General features: G+C 46.2%; 12 protein-coding genes and 2 pseudogenes. 7 read left to right on the forward strand and 7 right to left on the reverse strand.

The window, feature by feature from the left end; genetic code table 11:
- Positions 1-5: 5 nt before the first annotated feature.
- The gene (locus H3H32_RS24535) at positions 6-2,240 is read left to right on the forward strand and encodes a choice-of-anchor Q domain-containing protein (RefSeq protein ID WP_182458294.1); all 2,235 of its coding nucleotides are present in this window, start codon (positions 6-8) and stop codon (positions 2,238-2,240) included.
- 52 nt (positions 2,241-2,292) lie between these two features.
- Here H3H32_RS24535 and H3H32_RS24540 read toward each other — a convergent pair whose 3' ends face one another.
- Positions 2,293-3,108, reverse strand: a complete 816-nt coding sequence (locus H3H32_RS24540) for a metallophosphoesterase family protein (RefSeq protein WP_182458296.1) — start codon at positions 3,106-3,108, stop codon at positions 2,293-2,295.
- A 169-nt stretch (positions 3,109-3,277) separates the two neighbouring features.
- Positions 3,278-4,810 (reverse strand): P-loop NTPase family protein, encoded by a 1,533-nt coding sequence (locus tag H3H32_RS24545; RefSeq protein WP_182458298.1) that lies wholly within the window; start codon positions 4,808-4,810, stop codon positions 3,278-3,280.
- Between the two features lie 202 nt (positions 4,811-5,012).
- Here H3H32_RS24545 and H3H32_RS24550 point away from each other — a divergent pair, with 202 nt between their 5' ends.
- A complete protein-coding gene (locus H3H32_RS24550; protein WP_182458299.1) occupies positions 5,013-6,806 on the forward strand; it encodes an IPT/TIG domain-containing protein in 1,794 nt (597 codons plus the stop codon).
- A 99-nt stretch (positions 6,807-6,905) separates the two neighbouring features.
- On the opposite strand, the gene H3H32_RS24555 is transcribed toward H3H32_RS24550, so the two are convergent.
- Complete coding sequence (locus H3H32_RS24555) at positions 6,906-7,844, reverse strand: 2-hydroxyacid dehydrogenase (RefSeq protein WP_182458300.1); 939 nt, start codon at positions 7,842-7,844, stop codon at positions 6,906-6,908.
- A 154-nt stretch (positions 7,845-7,998) separates the two neighbouring features.
- On the opposite strand from H3H32_RS24555, the gene pdxA reads away from it, so the two are divergent.
- From pdxA to H3H32_RS24570, 3 genes are all read left to right on the forward strand, one after another.
- Entirely contained in the window at positions 7,999-9,549 is a 1,551-nt protein-coding gene (pdxA, locus tag H3H32_RS24560; protein ID WP_182458301.1) for a 4-hydroxythreonine-4-phosphate dehydrogenase PdxA, read from the forward strand.
- A 120-nt stretch (positions 9,550-9,669) separates the two neighbouring features.
- Positions 9,670-10,557 (forward strand): YicC/YloC family endoribonuclease, encoded by an 888-nt coding sequence (locus tag H3H32_RS24565; protein ID WP_182458302.1) that lies wholly within the window; start codon positions 9,670-9,672, stop codon positions 10,555-10,557.
- Between the two features lie 6 nt (positions 10,558-10,563).
- Entirely contained in the window at positions 10,564-11,199 is a 636-nt protein-coding gene (locus H3H32_RS24570) for a DNA-3-methyladenine glycosylase (protein WP_182458303.1), read from the forward strand.
- A gap of 193 nt (positions 11,200-11,392) precedes the next feature.
- On the opposite strand, the pseudogene lepB (H3H32_RS24575) reads toward H3H32_RS24570, so the two are convergent.
- Positions 11,393-12,034: pseudogene (gene lepB / locus H3H32_RS24575) on the reverse strand (signal peptidase I); the annotation flags it as partial.
- A 43-nt stretch (positions 12,035-12,077) separates the two neighbouring features.
- Here lepB (H3H32_RS24575) and H3H32_RS24580 point away from each other — a divergent pair.
- Positions 12,078-13,082, forward strand: a complete 1,005-nt coding sequence (locus H3H32_RS24580) for an IS701 family transposase (RefSeq protein ID WP_182458304.1) — start codon at positions 12,078-12,080, stop codon at positions 13,080-13,082.
- A gap of 6 nt (positions 13,083-13,088) precedes the next feature.
- Here the strand turns inward: H3H32_RS24580 and lepB (H3H32_RS24585) are convergent.
- Positions 13,089-13,619: pseudogene (gene lepB, locus H3H32_RS24585) on the reverse strand (signal peptidase I); the annotation flags it as partial.
- A gap of 154 nt (positions 13,620-13,773) precedes the next feature.
- On the reverse strand, positions 13,774-15,582 hold the full coding sequence (gene ggt / locus H3H32_RS24590) for a gamma-glutamyltransferase (RefSeq protein WP_182458306.1): 1,809 nt from the start codon (positions 15,580-15,582) through the stop codon (positions 13,774-13,776).
- Between the two features lie 217 nt (positions 15,583-15,799).
- Between ggt and H3H32_RS24595 the strand changes: the two genes are divergently transcribed.
- Positions 15,800-17,041 carry an ABC transporter permease gene (locus tag H3H32_RS24595; protein WP_182458308.1) on the forward strand — a complete coding sequence of 414 codons (1,242 nt, stop codon included), beginning with the start codon at positions 15,800-15,802 and terminating at the stop codon, positions 17,039-17,041.
- 99 nt (positions 17,042-17,140) lie between these two features.
- On the opposite strand, the gene H3H32_RS24600 is transcribed toward H3H32_RS24595, so the two are convergent.
- Positions 17,141-18,808 (reverse strand): NFACT RNA binding domain-containing protein, encoded by a 1,668-nt coding sequence (locus H3H32_RS24600; RefSeq protein ID WP_182458309.1) that lies wholly within the window; start codon positions 18,806-18,808, stop codon positions 17,141-17,143.
- Positions 18,809-19,000: the final 192 nt, after the last annotated feature.

Consider the following 19,000-nt stretch of genomic DNA (forward strand, 5'->3'; position numbering starts at 1 on the left):
CCTTAATGAAATTCGTTCTTACCATTCTTCTGTTTGGTCTATATTTCTCGCTTCATAGCCAACCCATTGTTTATGTAACTCCAACTGGTTCAGGTAATTTATCGGGTTCATCCTGGACCAATGCTCTGTCAGGCAATCAGCTTCGAAATCAGTTAGCGTTAGCTACATCAGGAATGCAATTCTGGTTAGCAGGGGGTTCATACAATCCTGGAACAACACGAACCAATACATTTCAGATTCCATCAGGTGTGCAGGTATATGGTGGTTTCAATGGAACCGAAATTTTCCTAAACAACCGTGCACTAAGCACGCCCTCCAGCACAACCCTTACTGGCGAAATTGGTGACCCAAACACAATTGGGGATAACGTTTACCACGTTATCACATTTACAAATGTCTCAATCAATACTCAATTAAATGGTGTGGTCGTTACACGCGGTAATGCAAATGCCAGTACATCCCCAGATAACTGTGGTGGTGGAATTTACAATAATAGCAACGGTAATAGTATCAAAAGCAACCCTACAATATCCAACTGCCAAGTTATTGATAATACGGCAACTTATTCTGGAGGAGGCCTTTACAATGAAGCGCAATACGGAGGAGAAAGCTCCCCAACTTTTCAAAACTGCCTTTTCAAATCAAATAAGGCTTCTGTTGTGGGAGGAGGAGTTTATAATTATGCTTATAGGGGACTCTGCAGTCCAAAACTTACTGACTGCATATTTACTAGTAATACTGCTAACTCAGGGGGTGGTTTGGGTAGTGCGGCAATCTTTAATGCAGGTTATAATAATCCGACCTTTATAAATTGTCTCTTCAGAAACAATTCTGCTGTTTCAGGAGGGGCAATTCACTTTGGAAGTTCATTTTACGCCTTTCTTAATCCATCTTTAAAAAATTGCTTACTAGACCATAACCAAGCCAGTGAAAACGGCGGGGCAATTTTGATGACAGCAGTAATTGGCTGCTCTGCCGATCCTGTACTCACTAACTGCATCATTACTGATAATTCAGCAGGAACAACAGGAGCAGGTATTTATGGTAGTTGTTATACGGATTCGGATATACGAATTCGCTTGACTAATAACATTATCTGGAACAATAGCTTTGCTTACAATAACAGTTCCGGCAACAAAGCTCCAGTATATAACATATCCTACTCCGACATTCAGGGAGGCTTTTCCGGAACAGGCAACATCAATGCTGATCCGTTGTTTGTAGACGCAACAAATGGCAATTATCGACTGCTCCGAAACAGCCCATGCATTAATACAGGCGATCCAGCCAGCACAACTGCTAATGTATCATCGACCGATTTGGTTGGTAGCTCGCGCATTTTTGGTGGTCGAATTGATATGGGGGCATATGAGTTTATTCCTTATGCCGACCTACGAATGGCGTTAGCACTTAACACACGAACACCTGCCATTAATGAGCCTGTTTCCTATAATTTAACTATAACTAACGATGGCCCGGAACCAGCGACTGCCGTTGGCTGGCAAAACCAACTCCCCCCGAATCTGGCCTTTGTGAGTGGGGCCAACGTCGCCAATTCATCTAATCTGGTTTCTGGAACAATTCCATCACTGGCACCAGGTGCAAGCACTCAGTTCAGTTATCAGGTGCAAGCGAAAGAGCCAGGTCGATACGTTAATGCGGCTCAGATTACGTCCAGCGATCAGCCTGACCCTGACAGTCAACCCGGTTCGGGTACAGGCGATGGACAGGATGATACCGCTCAGGCAGATCTGCGAACTATAGTTGATAACGGGACTGTGTACGTATCGCCAAATCCTAATCAGGTGCCTTTGCCAGTTATTATATCAAATCAACCTCCAGCCGACCCTACTAAAGCTGACTTAAGTTTAAGCATGTCAGCGTCTAAGCGAACCCTAAAAGCAGGGGATATAACAACAATTACACTTCAGGTTAGTAATGCAGGAGGGCTAGCGGTAACAGGTGTAACGGTAAAACTCAATCTCCCGGTCGGCACATCTTTCGAATCGGGAAGTGGATTTAGTGTGAATGGGCAGACAGCTATAGGGAGCGTTGGGTCAATTAGTGCCGATACATCGACTCCATTAACAGCCCAAGTACGTGTCAATTCAGGTAATCCAGCTTACCTAACTGCTGAAATCCTGACCAGTAATCAACCCGATCCTGATAGCCACCCTAATTCTGGTACCGACGATGGAGAGGACGATACTATTTCTATTGATTTACGTGTTATACCATAAACCAAAGACGATTTTTCTTTCCCTGACCAGAAACTAATTCATAAACAATTACTTAAAAAGTCAGGCTGTTAATCTGTTTCTGATTAACAAAATCGTACTGGTATGTATTGAACGCCTGATCGTCCTGTTCTACAATCCGATACCCTCGGTAGGGCGTTCCCCAGCTACTCCCAAAATGGGCATCGAACAACAACGCCGACTTCAGGTAGAAGATACTCTGATCTTTTGTATGGTCATGCCCATGAAAAACGGCCCTCACCGTTGAAAAATCGGTCAGGACCGACACAATACCCGTACAAACATCGGTTGCCTGAATGTTGTGAATAAAGGGGATGTGCATGAATAAAAATATGGGAACTGTAGAACGAGCCGATGTTACAGCCTGCCGAAGCCACACATCATCGCCACAAAGGGTATCGCCCGCTTCATTTGAGGTATCCAGAAGAATGAGCGTGGCATTATCCAGTTCAACAACGTGGTTGGTCGCATACCCCCAAAGTTGTTGCCAGGTATCCAAACTAACGCGATCATGATTGCCGCGCGTTACATAATAGGGAACTGGTAGGGTGTCCAGATACGCCTTCGCTTTAGGGAGCAAACCATTATTTCCCTCATGCACCAAGTCGCCATTGATGACAATAAATTGGAGCGGCTTCGTCTTGTGTTCTTGCTTAAGAGCGGCTAACAAGTCGGTATAAAACTGATCCGAGGTTGTGGACGGCTCGCCCAGATGCCCATCAGAGGCTACCGCAAAACGTAAACCGGCAGCAGGAGTAACGGTATCTGTATGTTTACAACTGGCCAGCAAGGCCGCTGAAATAGTGCCTAATGTTCCCTGTAAAAATAATCGACGACTAAAGTGAATCATGGATAAAGGCAATCACCTTACGTAGTGACTTCTGCAAACCAAAGAACGAATTTGTAAGTAGAGATAACATTAAGGCGTCGTTAATTCTACATGGATACTGTAAAATGGATAATGCCTCATTCGGGCATATAGCTCAAATGAGGCATTATCCATTTTACAGTATCAATTATCAATACCGATCGTCGTCCTCCTCTTCATCCTCCTCTCCGAAGTTAGTGCCGGGGTTGAACATAGAGCCGAGTAAGTCTTTGAACGATAGGCCCGTATCCATAGCTTTTTTACCGACAAGTGAATGCTCAGCCAGACCGTGCAGGGCAAATTCCATCATGAACAATTTTTCGGCTTTGCTCAAACGGGCATGAAACTGATCGACCACATCATCTAACCCATCAATCGTACGAAGCCGGGCTTCATAGTCGCGGTTGGTAAGGTCGTTGAGGATATCCATCGTATTTCCATCACCAAACCAGTCTGTAATTTTCTTGTAAGGATTGCCGCGCTTATCTTTTTTAGCCTTCTCCGGATTCGGGAAGTATTCTAAAAATTGATTCCGAATGGCTTTTCCAATCAGGTTCTGCGCCACAATAACAGGACCTTCTACCTCACCTTCGTACACCAACTCAACCTTACCACAAATGGCCGGAACAACACCATATAGATCAGCAATGCGAACGTGCGTTTCTTTTTCGCCATTGAGCAACGCCCGACGCTCAGCCGAGGAAAGCAGGTTCTCGTAGGCCGAAATCGTCATCCGGGCAGAAACCCCACTCTTCGAGTCGACATACTCGCTTTCACGGGCTTCCAGAGCTATTTGCTCAATCAAATCCGCAATCAGATCGTTGGCTTTCACCATACTGGCCTGCTCCGTTTTAACGATCGCTTCCTGCATGGTAATCTTTTTACCGATTTCAATAGATTTCGGATAGTGAGTCACAATCTGCGAATCAATCCGGTCCTTCAAGGGCGTTACAATGCTGCCCCGGTTGGTGTAATCTTCGGGGTTAGCCGTAAAGACAAACTGAATATCGAGCGGCAGTCGAAGTTTAAAGCCCCGAATCTGAATGTCCCCTTCCTGCAAAATGTTAAACAGGGACACCTGAATACGAGCCTGTAAATCAGGCAATTCATTGATCACAAAAATGCAACGGTGCGATCGGGGAATCAGACCAAAGTGAATCGTACGCTCATCCGAATAAGGCAGCTTTAGCGTAGCCGCTTTAATGGGGTCTACATCCCCAATCAGGTCGGCCACCGATACATCGGGCGTAGCGAGTTTCTCGGTATAACGGTCGTTACGATGCATCCAGGCGATAGGCGTTTGATCCCCTTTTTCGGCAATCAAATCGATGGCAAACCGAGAGAGCGGCAGCATCGGATCATCGTTCAGTTCAGACCCGGCCACTACTGGAATGTACTCATCCAGCAAATTAACCATCAGGCGTGCAATACGGGTTTTGGCTTGCCCACGCAATCCCAACAAGTTGATGTGGTGCATGGATAAAATAGCCCGTTCTACATCAGGAATGACGGTATCTTCGTAACCCCATATACCCGGAAAAACAACTTCTTTGTTTTTGATTCGCTCAATCAAATTATCTCGTAGTTCCTGTTTAATGGAGCGAGATTGATACCCGGCGGCTTTGAGTTCGCCAAGTGTAGAGATCATTAGTAATTTTGATGCTTTCAGGCTGCGGTAGTTCATTTGCTTTGTAATGATGAATTATGAATGATAAATAATGAATTACAAAGACGAGTGTACTGATGTAAGTACCCTTCATCGTTTATCATTCATAATTCATCATTCATCATTAGGTCTAACAGGCTTTCGGAAGAAATGGTTTTTTGACGCTCAAATTGACTAATTTTACCACGTAAGCGTCGGGTATAGTCTCCCGTTGCCAGTTATGAAATATACTGTACCTTTCTTTTTTTTCTTTCTTGTATTAATCGGCTTAGCGGGCTGCCGTGTTCAGAATAACCCACCAGAACTGCTCCGGTTATCAGCCCAGAAAGCTTACATTGGCGATCCTCTTACGCTAAGTGGCTATCAATTTGGCTCCGATCCTGCTGTTACATTCGGTGTTGCCACATCGGCGGTTACGGCTCCAATCAGTAGTCACGACGACAATACGATTCAGCTGATGGTTCCCTTAGTAGCTCCCGGTTCTACTCAGATTCGTGTTCGTAACGATCAGGGCACATCAGATCCGCTCCCTTTTATAGTTCAGCAACCAGCACCGGCTGTAGCTACAGTTACGCCCAGTAATGGGTTACCCGGCACAACCGTCGTTATCACAGGTAATTACCTGAATCAAATTACCCGAGTTCGTTTCGATACGTTAAATGCAATTATTAAAGATAGTTCGGCACAGAAACTTACTGTTGTTGTACCGCCTACTATGCCTCGGGGAGTATTTGCCCTTGCTATTGAAACAAAGGGAGGTAATACATCAAATTCATTTATTGTATCGGGCACACCTCAGATTACCAGTATTAGCCCACTACGCGCCAAACCAGGCACTGAGCTAGTTATACAAGGCCAGAATTTGACTGATGGTATTGTCAGCATCAATGGGCTTACTACCGAAAAAGCCTTAACAACAGTTAAAGACACAGAGATTCGAACCTCGATTCCAGCTACCGCGACATCGGGTTTGGTAACTGTTAAAGTTTTTGAAACACTAGTGGCCACCAGCACTGATACGCTGAAGATCATTCAACCCCCTTTCATTACCAATTTGCTCGCCCAGGATGGTATTGCAGGTGATAAACTGTTGGTAAACGGTCGCAATCTCCGCGATGTCACCAGCATGACGGTTGGCAACGTTGCGGCTTCATTTCGCATCATCAGCGATACGCAGGTCGAAGTGACTATACCAGCGCTGACGGCCTCGGGTGCTGTACAGATCTCGGCCAGCAGCATCGGCGGCACCGCAACGGGAACAGATTCGTTCTTTTTCTATTTGCCCCCTACCAACCTCGTAGTTACGCCAGCACGTCAGCTTCGCGGCCGAACGCTTACCGTTTCGGGTAAAAATCTTTATCGGATTACAACCGTTAGCGTTAGTGGCATTACGGTACCGATCACCAGCCGAAATGAAGGTACTGATTTGCTGATCGGCGTGCCTGATAATGCAGTCAGTGGTTCTGTTATCGTTACGAGCCGAGCCGGTACAGCTTCAGCACCTTTAGTTGTTATTCAGGCTCCTGTAGTTACCAGTATTCTGCCTGCCAAAGCTCGAACCGGAGACCGAATCGTTGTGACGGGTGACTTTCTGTTAAACGCACAGATTTACTTTAGTGGCTCCACAACTCCAGCAGTTGATGGCGGTAAAAATGAGGACACTGAACGATGGATTCTGGTGCCATCCGATGCACAAGCGGGTCCCTTACGCGTCGTAAACGTAGTGGGCGAACTTCTGACATCCATGTTTTTTGCCCCTGTCCGGCTGGCAACTATTACTGATTTTGTGCCCAAGACGGCTAAAGTCGCCTACGAGGTTACCATTACAGGGCAAAACTTAGCCAGCGTAACAGCTGTGCGATTTAATGGAGGTACCTCTACACCAGCAACGTTCCGGATTTCGGGCAGTTCGCTAATCGCGATCGTTCCTGCGGATGCTGTTACCGGTCAGATTTGCCTTATAAATGAAGCTGGAACAATCTGTAGTACTGGCACGATCACGATAACAAAATAGATTCTGGTTGATCGTTGTTGCATCTTTGCGGCTCCTCCTCCCTAGATGGTTTTATCAGACAAAAAATTGCCGATGCGTAGGAGCCGCAAAGATGCGGCTCTACATCTCCTTAATCTGTCTCACTAATACTTCATTAATTCGGACATAACTCTCATGCGTCCATCCGCCGACGTGTGGCGTTAATACAACCCGATTGGACTGGCGTAGGTAATCAAACGCAGCTTGCTGATCCGGAGTGAGTTTGGCTAATTTCTCATTCTCCAGCACATCCAGCGTTGCGCCACGCAGTTTGCCATTTTCCAGACCGCGTACAACGGCTGCCAGTGATACGATTTCGCCCCGTGCAATGTTATTCAGGTAGAATGGTTTGGCCACCTGATCGATAAACGTATCGTTAACCATCTTGCGCGTCTTATCTGTCAGCGGAATGTGTAGGCTAATAATATCCGCTTCGGCCATGATCTGAGCCTGCGTAGCTTCCTGGGCAAATTGATCACCATAGTTCGTCAGGAATTTGTCATAGGCCAGTACCCGACAACCAAATCCACTGAGTCGCTGGGCCGTAGCCCGACCGTTGTTACCATAACCGATCAGGCCGACCGTCATGCTGCCAAGTTCATAACCTCGGTTACCTTCCCGATCCCAAATTCCCTGGCGTACTTCCCGATCTGCCTTCAGAATATTGGCCAACAAGGCTAATAACATGCCCACGGTGTGCTCAGCAACGGCATCTCGATTGCCCTCGCCCGCGTGAAAAACAGCAATACCGCGTTGTTCAACAGTTGCCAGATCAATCAAATCCAAACCGGCACCTGCCCGGCCAATAAACCGAAGATTAGGTGCCTGGCTCAACAATTCATCGTCGACGGTGGTTTTACTCCGAATAATAAGCCCCTCAAAGGGCGTAAGTGCTGGTATCAATTCAGCCCGACTAATTTTTGGCTGATAGTCATAGGCAAAGCCAGCCTCATCAAGCATGGCAAAAAGCGACGGGTGCATTTCGTCGGCAATGAGAATAGAGGGTTGGTTCTGGGACATCCGAGGGGTTTTCGTAACTTGCAACAATCTTAAGTAATGAATAATGTATAATGGCCAATGAATAATGCCTTTTCGGCTTGCTCAAATCCCTTCCTCATTATCCATTAGTCATTCTCCATTTTTCATTAACTCTTGGCGAAACTACGAAAAGTACATGGAACAACGCCAACCTACCGAACCGAATCAACCCCGCACCAACCCAGCAGGTGGGCCTAAACCTGATACTAAACCAGCCGATGCTCAAGCGCAGCCAGCGACAGAACAGCGGTCCAGTAATCAGTCTCGTCAGAATCGTCAAGATGTTCCTTATCAGAACAATCGAAACGGAGGGAATGCTGGTGGAAATACTTCGCCCAATCGTCCTGAGCGGTCATTCAAAGCGATGCCGAACCAAAATCAGCGAGACAACCGTCAGCAAAATAATGGCCAGCGCCCTAATGAAGCACGTCAGCGAGAAGACGATCAACGGCAAAAGAATCAACGCGATAATCGGCAGCAACAAAACGGGCAACGTCCGAACGAAGCACGCCAACGGGAGGAACCTCGGGAACCTCGTCCCGATCGTGACCGCAATTCGACTAATAACCGCCCTTCAGCTCGCGAAACGATGCAAAATGACGCATTCGGACGCGATTTTGGCAATTCGGCTGTTCAGCCAACCGAGCATGTAGGCCGGGAAGATCGACTGGTGATCGGCATTTCGCTGGGCGATTACAATGGCATTGGCCCTGAAGTAATTCTTAAAGCGCTCCAATACAATCGGTTGCAGAAAATTTGTACGCCGGTCATTTATGGCTCGATGCGGATTCTAAACCGCTATCGCAATCTATTGAACCTGAAAGACTGGAATCTGAATGGTGCCCAGACAATTGGTCAGATTAGCCATAAATTAACCAACGTCATTACCTGCTGGCCCGACCAGAATCATGAGATTCAGCCTGGTCACGTAACGCCCGAAGCCGGTCAGGCGGCTCTGGCCTGTTTGCAAAGGGCTGTCGATGACCTGAAAAATGGCAAATTAGACGCCCTTGTTACGGCCCCGATCAACAAATACAATATCCAGTCGGAAGAGTTCAAATTTCCAGGCCACACCGAATACCTGGCTCAGCAATTCGACGTTCAGGACAACCTGATGTTTATGGTGAGTGAAACCTTGCGCATTGGCGTTGTAACGGGACACATCCCGCTGGGCCGTGTCCGGCAGAATGTAACCCGCGAGCGAATTGCCCAGAAACTGCACATGATGATGCAGTCGCTTAAGCAGGATTTCGGGATCGATAGACCAAAAATTGCCGTACTTGGGTTGAATCCGCACGCAGGCGAAGAGGGTCTTTTAGGCAACGAAGAACAGGATATTGTCAAGCCACTAGTGGCCGAATTCGTTAACAAAGGTGAGCTGGTATTTGGCCCCTACCCTGCCGATGGTTTCTTCGGCACAAGGGCGTACAAGAAATTCGACGCAGTACTGGCCATGTACCACGATCAGGGCTTAATTCCGTTTAAGGCAATTGCTTTTGAGGAAGGTGTCAATTTTACAGCGGGCATGCCTGCCGTTCGAACATCGCCCGATCACGGCACGGCCTATGATATTGCCGGTAAAGATCTTGCCGATGAAACTTCGATGCTCCAGGCTATTTACACTGCCATTGATGTTGCCCGCAACCGAAAGGAGTTCTTAGAACTGGAAGCAGGCGCATTGAAATGAGTTATAAAGTTGTAAAGTTGTAGGGTTATATAGTTAGCTGACGCGATAACAAACTATATAACCCTACAACTTTATAACTCTACAACTTTATAACTTTATAACCATACAACTTTACGACTAATGCTAAAATCAATGACCGGCTTCGGCAATGCAACAGTGGAAGCTGGCGGCTTGTCTGTAACAGCGGAAATTAAAACGCTGAATTCGAAATTTTTAGATATCTATTGCCGTATGCCCCGGCAGTTCTCAGATAAAGAAATTGAATTGCGTGCTTTGCTGACTCAGCAACTAGAGCGCGGTAAAGTTGAACTCTCATTAAATCTCAGCCGAACAAGTGGGGTACGTCCGGGCGTTACAATCAATCGGCCACTCGTTCAGGCATATGTAAGTGATTTAAAAGAAACGGCCAATACGATGCTCATGAGCATTCCTGACAGCGATGTGCTGCAATTGGCTCTGCAACAACCAAATGCTTACTTAACTGAATCCGCCGATCCAACCGATGATGCGGCAGACTGGGCAACCGTACAGGCCGCCGTTCACGAAGCCATACGCCGGTGCGACGCCTTTCGCAAACAGGATGGGGCTGTTTTAGAAGGTAAATTTCAAGAATATATCCAGATTATCTCGGATCGGTTGGCCGCCGTTGAGGAACAGGACGTTCGACGAATTCCGGCGGTTCGGGATCGGATGCGCAACTCGGTAAAAGAATTGCTAGACAGCGAAACCTTCGACCAAAACCGCTTTGAACAGGAGCTGGTCTATTATGTCGAGAAGTTTGACATTTCGGAGGAGAAAGTCCGGCTCAAAAATCACCTTAGTTATTTTCTGGAGGTACTCGCAACAGAAGAGGCCAATGGCAAAAAACTAAATTTCATTTCGCAGGAAATTGGGCGTGAAATCAACACGATTGGCTCAAAAGCGAACGACGCAGCCATTCAGCGGCTAGTTGTGCAGATGAAAGACGAACTGGAAAAGATTAAAGAACAGACGATGAATGTGATTTAATGCCCCATGCCTAAGCTCGCATTTGACTTTTATCAACAACATGATACGCTCACGCTGGCGCAACTCCTGCTTGGGTGTGAGCTTGTACATAAAAACGAGGAAGGCGTAACAGCGGGCATTATTGTTGAAACGGAAGGTTATTTGAATGACGATCCAGCCTGCCACGCCTACCGAAGCAAGACTCCGCGCAATGCCGCTATGTTTGGCCCTGCCGGAACCTTATATATTTACCAGATTTATAACCATTACAACTGCATTAATGTCGTAACAGGGCCAGAAGGTGTGGGCGAGGCCATACTGATTCGTGCGCTTGAACCAACAGAAGGCATTGAGCTAATGGGACTTCGCAGAAACGACGCCTTTAAAACTGGCTTCGAACGATACCGAAACAATACGATTGATGCTACAACGGCAGACGGTCAGCGTAATCTGGCTAATGGTCCGGGCAAGCTCACAATTGCCATGGGAATCAGCCGCACGCATGACAATGCTTCTTCATTGGTAACAGGGTCGATTTATATCCGAGGTCCCGTACTACATGACTTCGATATGGTCACAACGACTCGCATCGGCCTGACACGAGGAGCCGATTTGCCGTACCGCTATTACATCAAAGACAATCGTTTTGTGAGTAAGAAGTAAGTTGCCGCTCACTTAGCACTATACCTAAGTAGCTCTGTTTAGGAGTTAGTAGAACAGCGAATTTTTGTCATCCCGACGCAGGAGGGATCTCAATTACAAAGAAAATTAGAGATCCCTCCTGCGTCGGGATGACAAAAATTCGCTTATTTCTGATTGACTTTAGAGGCAACTAAAAATTTCGAACAGCCTCGCTCTAGTTAATCACCCGGAACAAGCGATCCCAACGGATTTTGTGCCAGATGTCTGCTGGAACCGGGTCTATCGACATCCAGACAAATACGGCTTTACCAACAATGTGATCTTCAGGTACAAAGCCCCAATAACGGGAATCTTCCGAATTCTGGCGATTATCGCCCATCATGAAGTAATAATCCTGCTTGAAGGTATAAGTCGTTATTGGCTGACCATTAATCTGAATAGAAGTTGGCGCTAGCTCTACTTTGTTATTTTCTTCATACCGCTGAATAACAGGACCATACAACGCAATCGTTTTCTCATTTACCGGAATCGTAACACCCTTTTTCGGTACGGTGAGGGGGCCAAAATTATCCTGATTCCAGGCATAGGCCGAACCACCATAAATGCCTTGCGCTAGCTGCCCAGCCTGCTCTCGCATGGGCTCAATGCCTTTTACCCAGTCAAATCCAGCAAACTTATCCTTGACTTCCCGTGTCATATTAACCCGATAGCCAACCAATGTTGATGCTTTTGTCGAGTCGTTATAGGATTCAAGCGGTTGCCAGTTAATGAATGGGCCTTCCGCCGATTTAAAGTCATTAACGATAGCGTACTTTCGGAAAAATTTCTCATCCAGCACCTCGGTTGTTTTTACAAAATTAGGACTTACGCAAAAGTGGTAAATTGAAATAAAAAATAGCTTGAAGGTCACCGCACAACTTTACGGACAGTTTCTACTGAGTAGCCAGATCAACTATACGGCTACCTACTTGGCTGATCACCTGGAAGGGATCACCCATGACAATGTGCAGTACTTTCTCAAAGCTAGCCGAGTGGCACCTCGCCAGGTCTGGCAACATGTCCGCCACCAAATTCAACTGGATACCGATGGCTATATCCTCTTTGATGATACCGTGCTCAATAAAGAACATAGTCATAAAATTGAACTGGTTCGTCGGCAATACAGTGGAAATGCTCATGGAATCATCAAAGGCATCGGTGTGGTTAATTGTGTCTACTTCAATCCTAAAATTAATCAGTTCTGGCTCATTGACTACCGTATTTTTAATCCCGATGAGGATGGAAAAAGCAAGTTGGATCATGTGTTGGACATGCTTAACCAACTAGCACCCCGCCAGATCAGTTATCGAATCGTCTTAATGGACAGTTGGTATGCTGTGACCGACCTCTTCAAGTGGCTCATTACCAATGAAAAACTGTTTTACTGTCCTATCAAGAGCAACCGTAAGGTCGATGATTCAGGTGGCAAAGAATCGTATCAACCTGTCAGCTATCTGAGCTGGTCAGCTCAACAGGTGCAGCAGGGTAAGCTGGTTAAAGTACACAAGATGCCTCAAAACACCTATCTTAAACTGTTCCGCGTACTGGTGTCTACCCACCGGACGGACTATATCGTCACCAACGATTTAGCTCAAAATGAGACGAGTGCCGCTGAAGAAAAAAGTGGTATTCGTTGGACAATTGAGCAGTTTCATCGAGAAGATAAGCAGATCACGGGTCTGGAATGTTGTCAATGTCGATTAGCTCGTAGTCAACGCAATCACATTGGCTTAGCGGCTCTGACTTGGTTACGTTTTAAACAGTTGGCTTATCAGACTAAGAAAACGGTTTACCAACTCAAACAAGGCTTATTAGATGCTTACCTTCGTCAAGAGTTGGCGAATCCTTCAGTTGCCTTTGCGTAAGTCCTAAAAATAAGTCGTTTCAGATCGACGGGGTATAGCCTGGGCTTTTCCATTGATGTACACCTGCTCCTGACGAATTTCGATGACATCGCCCGGAATACCGATGCACCGCTTTATAAAATTGGTTTTCAGATCGGTGGGGTAAGCTGGTTCGCCCGCTTTAGGAGGTGGGTAGTTAAAGACAACCACATCGCCATTTTTCACATGCGTGAACCCAGGAAGTCGGTAAATCGGCAGTTGAATGGCGGTGCTATACGATGGCAGCTCAGTTCCCCAAATTTTCTGGTGAGTTAGCGGTACTTGCAGTGGAGTTTTAGGAGTCCGAATACCGTAATGGAGCTTACTGACAAACAAAAAATCGCCCACCATCAGGCTATTCTCCATAGAAGGAGTCGGAATGGCATACGCTTCAAACGTCAGAAATCGAATGAGTGTAGCGGCTATGACGGCAAATAATACCGAATCGAACCATTCCCGAATGGGGGATTTTTTTGGTTTGAGTGCCTTCGTAGCACTCGTTGTTTTCGCATGGCGCATAACCTGACGGGATTGAATCTAAGAATGAGTATCGAGCAATGAAATATAACCACCGGCGTAAGAAGGGTATCCCTATTTTACACCGATGGTTATATAGTTAGCTGAACGCTAATTCCTGAAGACAATAGCCAGATTTAGAGGCCACAAGAGTCAATTAATAACCCCTTGCTGTATTATCAGCTCTGGGGTCAGACGCGCCTTCGTATGATCCATCTGGGCGAATCAAAACACAGTCCATTCGGCCTAATGTGTTCGTAAGTTTTTCCAGAATGTAGCCCCGCCCTTGTAAGGCCTGAATAGTAGGCTCAGAAAAAGCACCATTTTCAAAAATGGTTTTGTCGGGTAGCCACTGGTGGTGAAATTTAAGCGCATTGACGGCCTGCTGCATCGTCATGCCATGCTCAATAACATTAAGAATGGTTTGATAAACCGATGTAATAATGGTTGAGCCGCCGGGCGTACCGACCACCATAAAGAGTTTGCCATCTTTTTCCAGAATCGTTGGCGTCATAGATGATAACATCCGCTTATGGGGGGCAATGGCATTGGCCTGGTTGCCAATCAAACCAAACATGTTGGGAACGCCAGGTTTTACACTGAAATCATCCATTTCGTTGTTCATGAAGAAGCCTGCTCCACCAATCACAACCCGGCTGCCATAGCCACCATTCAGGGTGGTTGTAATACTTACCGCATTGCCATCTTTGTCAACGACCGAAAAGTGAGTTGTTTCCAGGCTTTCGTAGCCGGGAATCGTTCCGCCCTTAACCGCCTTGCTGTCGGTGGCTTTGGCCCACGAGAAATCGGTCCAGCGGGTACGCAGGTAGTCGGGGCTGATAAGTTGGCTCACGGGCACTTTTACAAAATCAGGATCACCCAAAAACTTAGCCCGGTCGGCATACACCCGTCGTTCAGCTTCAATCATTACCTGAACAGTGCTATCGCGATTCCAGCCCCATTTCCGAAGTGGATACGGCTCTGTTAAGCGCATCATTTGCAGTAACGCAACGCCCCCACTCGAGGTCGGTGGCATCGTAATGACATTGTATTCTTTATACTTCGCCTGAATTGGTTCGCGCCAGGCAGAGTGGTAGTTCTTTAGATCTTCTTCGGTAATTAAGCCCTTCCCCCGAACCATTTCTTCAGCCAAAAGTCGCGCCGTCTCACCTTCGTAAAACCCCGCCCGGCCTTGTGCCTGAATCCGTTGTAGCGTTTTGGCCAGATCGGCTTGTACTAGCAAATCGCCCTTGTGCCAGGTAATCGTATCTGTCGGAACCGAACTTTTCAAAAAATAGGTTTTGCCCGGATTGATCGTGTTCAGATCTGTTTTGATACGATTTAGACCCAGCGCATCACGTTCGGTGAGCGCAAACCCTTTTGAAGCCAAGTCAACAGCGGGTTGCAACACCTGCGCCCAGGTTAGCTTCCCAAATCGTTTGTGGGCTTCGACCATTCCGTCAACTGAACCCGGTACGCCACTCGCCAAATGTCCACTAATGCTTAAACCAGCCCGAACATTGCCCTGCTCATCGAGGTACATATTTTGGGTGGCACCACCGGGCGCTTTCTCCCGATAATCGAGCGTATAAGCTTTACCAGCGTTATCCCGGTAAACCATAAAGCCTCCCCCACCAATGTTACCAGCACCTGGATACACCACTGCCAGGGCAAATTGTACCGCAACAGCCGCATCGACAGCATTTCCGCCCGCTTTCAGGATATTCAGACCAACCTGCGAAGCGTCGGGGTGAGCGGAAGCCACCATACCATTTCGTCCGATAACACCAACCCGGTCGGAGAAAAACGGCTTTATTGTTGGGTCTTCATCACGGTATTGGTAAACACCCTGCCCCTGGGAAACTTTTGCCGTAGCGGAGGTTGTGGTAGACGACTGCGTCTTGCAGGCTGTAACGCCTAACGTAAACAGCAGGACTGGTAAATAATAGGTAGTTCGTTGATTCATAGGTGACGCTCAAGCTAGGTTGTAATATCCCGTAAATTACAAAAATAACGGTATCCTGCTGATAGCCAAATCAACCACTTATCCTTCTGAAGTTTACACTTGTCCTAAATGCTTTGGGAAAGATGAGCCAGTGTTGTACTTTCATAAATTGGAGAGCCAGCTGTTACGCAAGGCACTTCGCTAGTTCGGTTTTGCACGTTACTCTTTAGCTATATCGATGCGATTTATTCGTCAGACTTTTGAAAGTTTTCGATTCGCGTGGCAGGCTTTGCGCTCGAATCTTCTTCGCACGATGCTCTCCTTGTTGGGCGTAACGATTGGTATCTTCGCCATCATTGCCGTGTTTACGCTAGTCGATTCGCTGGAGAGAAACATTAAAGAGAGTCTTTCGTTTATTGGCGACAAAGTGGTGTACGTGGAGAAATGGCCCTGGTCTTTCGGGGAGGACTATCAATGGTGGAAATACTTCCAACGCCCCGTGCCAACTTACAATGAGTATCGTTTCCTCAGCGAGAAACTTGAAAATGCGCAGGCAGTAGTCGCTATGGCTTTTAAAGGCCGTGTTACGATTAAAAATAATAACAACAGCATGTCGGCACTCATTCAGGGGACCACGCTGGACTATAACAAGATTTCGGAGGTACCGATCGAACAAGGTCGCTATTTTACCCAGCAGGAAGTTAATATCTCCCGAAACGTAACCATTATTGGTTCCGACATAGCGGAGAATCTATTCCCAGGTCAAGATCCGGTTGGCAAAACCTTCAAAATCAATGGTCTGAATTTTACAGTTATTGGTGTCCAGCGCAAAAAGGGCGAAAGCATTCTGAACGTAGGCGGCAACCCCGATACAAAATGCCTTATTCCTTACGGCGCTTTTGCCAAAATGTTTCACTCTATCAATCCGAATATCACGATTTCAATTAAAGGGTATGAAAGTGATGAAGGACTACAAGAACTAGAAAGCGAAATTCGGGGATTGTTACGCACTCGGCGCGGATTGCGCCCTCTGCAGGATGACAATTTTGCAATTAATCGACCAGAAGCTATTGCGCAGGCGATTAGCGGCATTTTCGTCGTGTTAACAATAGCTGGCTGGGTCATTGGCGGTTTTTCGATTCTGATTGGCGGCTTCGGCATCGCCAATATTATGTTCGTCAGCGTAAAAGAACGCACTAATATTATCGGTATTCAGAAATCGCTGGGGGCCAAGAATTATTTTATTCTATTTCAATTTCTGTTTGAGGCTGTGCTATTAAGTTTGGTTGGCGGGCTTGCGGGTATTTTCCTGGTTTACCTGCTGTCATTCATGAGCCTAGGCAGTCTTGATTTAGTATTAACAGCCTCAAACATTGCCTTGGGATTGGGCGTATCAAGTGTTATTGGTGTTTTGTCAGGAATTATACCCGCCTTTTCAGCCTCCCGTCTCGACCCCGTTATTGCTATCCGAGCGAAATAGGGATAGATGTAGGATATATGATATATGATGTAGGATGTATGATGTATAGAATTGATTGCACCAGTCAAATACATCATATATCCTACATCATACATCCTATCATTCTCCTTTCGGGACAACGAGTACAACACTCTCTTTTTCAACGAGCACTTGGCCCGGCGCAAGGCCTTTAGGTTTACGAACAAACTTCTTCGGCGTAACAATAACTGGGCATAAACTGTCTGTTCGGCGTTTTGAGTACCAGGCGGCCAACTCGGCAGCGCGTTCGATAATATGGCGTGGGAAGGTTTTACCGGCCTGGTATTTCACGATTACATGCGAGCCCGATACATCACGGGCATGGAGCCAGAGATCGTCCTTATAAGCGTATTTGAGAGTCAGCAAATCGTTGTTTTTAGCATTCCGACCAATCAGAATACGAAACGAGTCCATCGTCACCTCTTTAAATAAGGGTCCTGTATCAGTGCTGTTCCCTCCCATCGAGTCAGTATGTAAATTCTGTTGTTTCACATAGCGCCTAAGTTCTTTTAGGGTTTGAATGTCAATCAAGTCAATTCGTTGCTGGCGAATTTTAGCCAACTCTACTTCCCGATCAGCGATCAAATCATTCAGATGTTGCTCCTCTATTTTTTCATTCTTTGCTTTGCGGTAAAAGTTTTCCGCGTTTTTCTGCGGGCTTAGATCAGGTTTGAGCTTAAGGGTAATTGGCTGATCCCGATAGAAATCGTATAGGGTTAACCGTTCCGGTGATTTAGCACCCGGAACCTGAGCAATGTCATGAAGATTTGCCATTAAAATGTGTCCCATTTCTTCATGGCTAGCGCCCTCTTCACGCGAGATAAGGCGCTGCATGGCTCCTTCCATTTGACCTTCGGCCCGTTTCTGACGCTTTTCGAGAAGGCGTGCCAGGTCTGCTTTCTCATGCTCAAAGGTGCTAAGTCCGTTATAAGCAATAAAAAAACGAGTTGCGGCCTCCATGGGATCGGTAAACTCACGCTGAATTTCGCCCACAGGCAGCAGACTAAGCGTAGGTTTATGATGAAGTCGGGTTAAGTAATAATGCGGGTGCTCAAGCATTCTTAAGGCATCCTGGACAATAGCCCATTGCCGTTTTTCAGGTTGCTCACCATCGTCTATAGGCTTTGCTGTTTGGTCCTGAATCCACTCATTTACTACTTTCCCGAACGTTGGGAATAGTTTCCTGTAGTCAAAATCGGCTCGTTCAAACGCTTCATACGATTGATCGATAGGCCTATCAATGTTAGAAAACAGAATTTGTTCATCACTCACTAATTGGCGATTAAACAAATCGATCACTTTATCCTCCTGAAAAGCCAGCAAATTAGGTCGATTGCCGAAGAACTTAAATACCAACGAGAAGCCTCCTTCTAACTGAATAGCCAGACAACGTTCGTTCAGGAATGACCGAACCCCTATAACGGCCCGTTCTTCGCCGGGCGTACCCACTACAGTATCGAACAAGTCTACGCTGTTTGTACGAGCCCGCTGTACTGTATCAGGGAACACCAATCCAGAAAAATCGGGCCGTAAAGTAACCTTTATATAAAAGGGTTTGTAGTAATTAATCTTCCCTCTAGCCTGCGCAAAAACGAGCACTACCTCATCACGATCCTGGCTAAAACATTCCATAAATCGTAACCCGCTCAATGGTGGTTCAGACACCTCTTTGGGTAGAGTAAAATTACCCAGTAAATGTGGCTCTAACGACGGAGCGAGTTGCCGCAGAAAGTAATAGTTTATATGCATACAAGTACAAAAATACGGCTAGAATTACTCAGAGTCGCATTTACTTGAATTGCTAGAAAAATAGAATGAAATTAAAATTTTATATAACTTTTTTAACATAATATAATTTTACAAACATGCAATAAACTGACAATCAATTATTTAATAAAACTAAAATATAACTTTTTTAATAGTTAACATTTCTTTATCAAT

The sequence above is a fragment of the Spirosoma foliorum genome, from assembly GCF_014117325.1.
Classification (GTDB): Bacteria; Bacteroidota; Bacteroidia; order Cytophagales; family Spirosomataceae; genus Spirosoma; species Spirosoma foliorum.

Coding starts and splice junctions, on each gene's coding strand:
- H3H32_RS24600 (WP_182458309.1), bottom strand. CDS start 18,808: ATGCATATAAACTATTACTTTCTGCGGCAACTCGCTCCGTCGTTAGAG.
- ggt (WP_182458306.1), bottom strand. CDS start 15,582: ATGAATCAACGAACTACCTATTATTTACCAGTCCTGCTGTTTACGTTA.
- H3H32_RS24555 (WP_182458300.1), bottom strand. CDS start 7,844: ATGTCCCAGAACCAACCCTCTATTCTCATTGCCGACGAAATGCACCCG.
- H3H32_RS24535 (WP_182458294.1), top strand. CDS start 6: ATGAAATTCGTTCTTACCATTCTTCTGTTTGGTCTATATTTCTCGCTT.
- H3H32_RS24570 (WP_182458303.1), top strand. CDS start 10,564: ATGCCTAAGCTCGCATTTGACTTTTATCAACAACATGATACGCTCACG.
- H3H32_RS24540 (WP_182458296.1), bottom strand. CDS start 3,108: ATGATTCACTTTAGTCGTCGATTATTTTTACAGGGAACATTAGGCACT.
- H3H32_RS24565 (WP_182458302.1), top strand. CDS start 9,670: ATGCTAAAATCAATGACCGGCTTCGGCAATGCAACAGTGGAAGCTGGC.
- pdxA (WP_182458301.1), top strand. CDS start 7,999: ATGGAACAACGCCAACCTACCGAACCGAATCAACCCCGCACCAACCCA.
- H3H32_RS24545 (WP_182458298.1), bottom strand. CDS start 4,810: ATGAACTACCGCAGCCTGAAAGCATCAAAATTACTAATGATCTCTACA.
- H3H32_RS24550 (WP_182458299.1), top strand. CDS start 5,013: ATGAAATATACTGTACCTTTCTTTTTTTTCTTTCTTGTATTAATCGGC.
- H3H32_RS24595 (WP_182458308.1), top strand. CDS start 15,800: ATGCGATTTATTCGTCAGACTTTTGAAAGTTTTCGATTCGCGTGGCAG.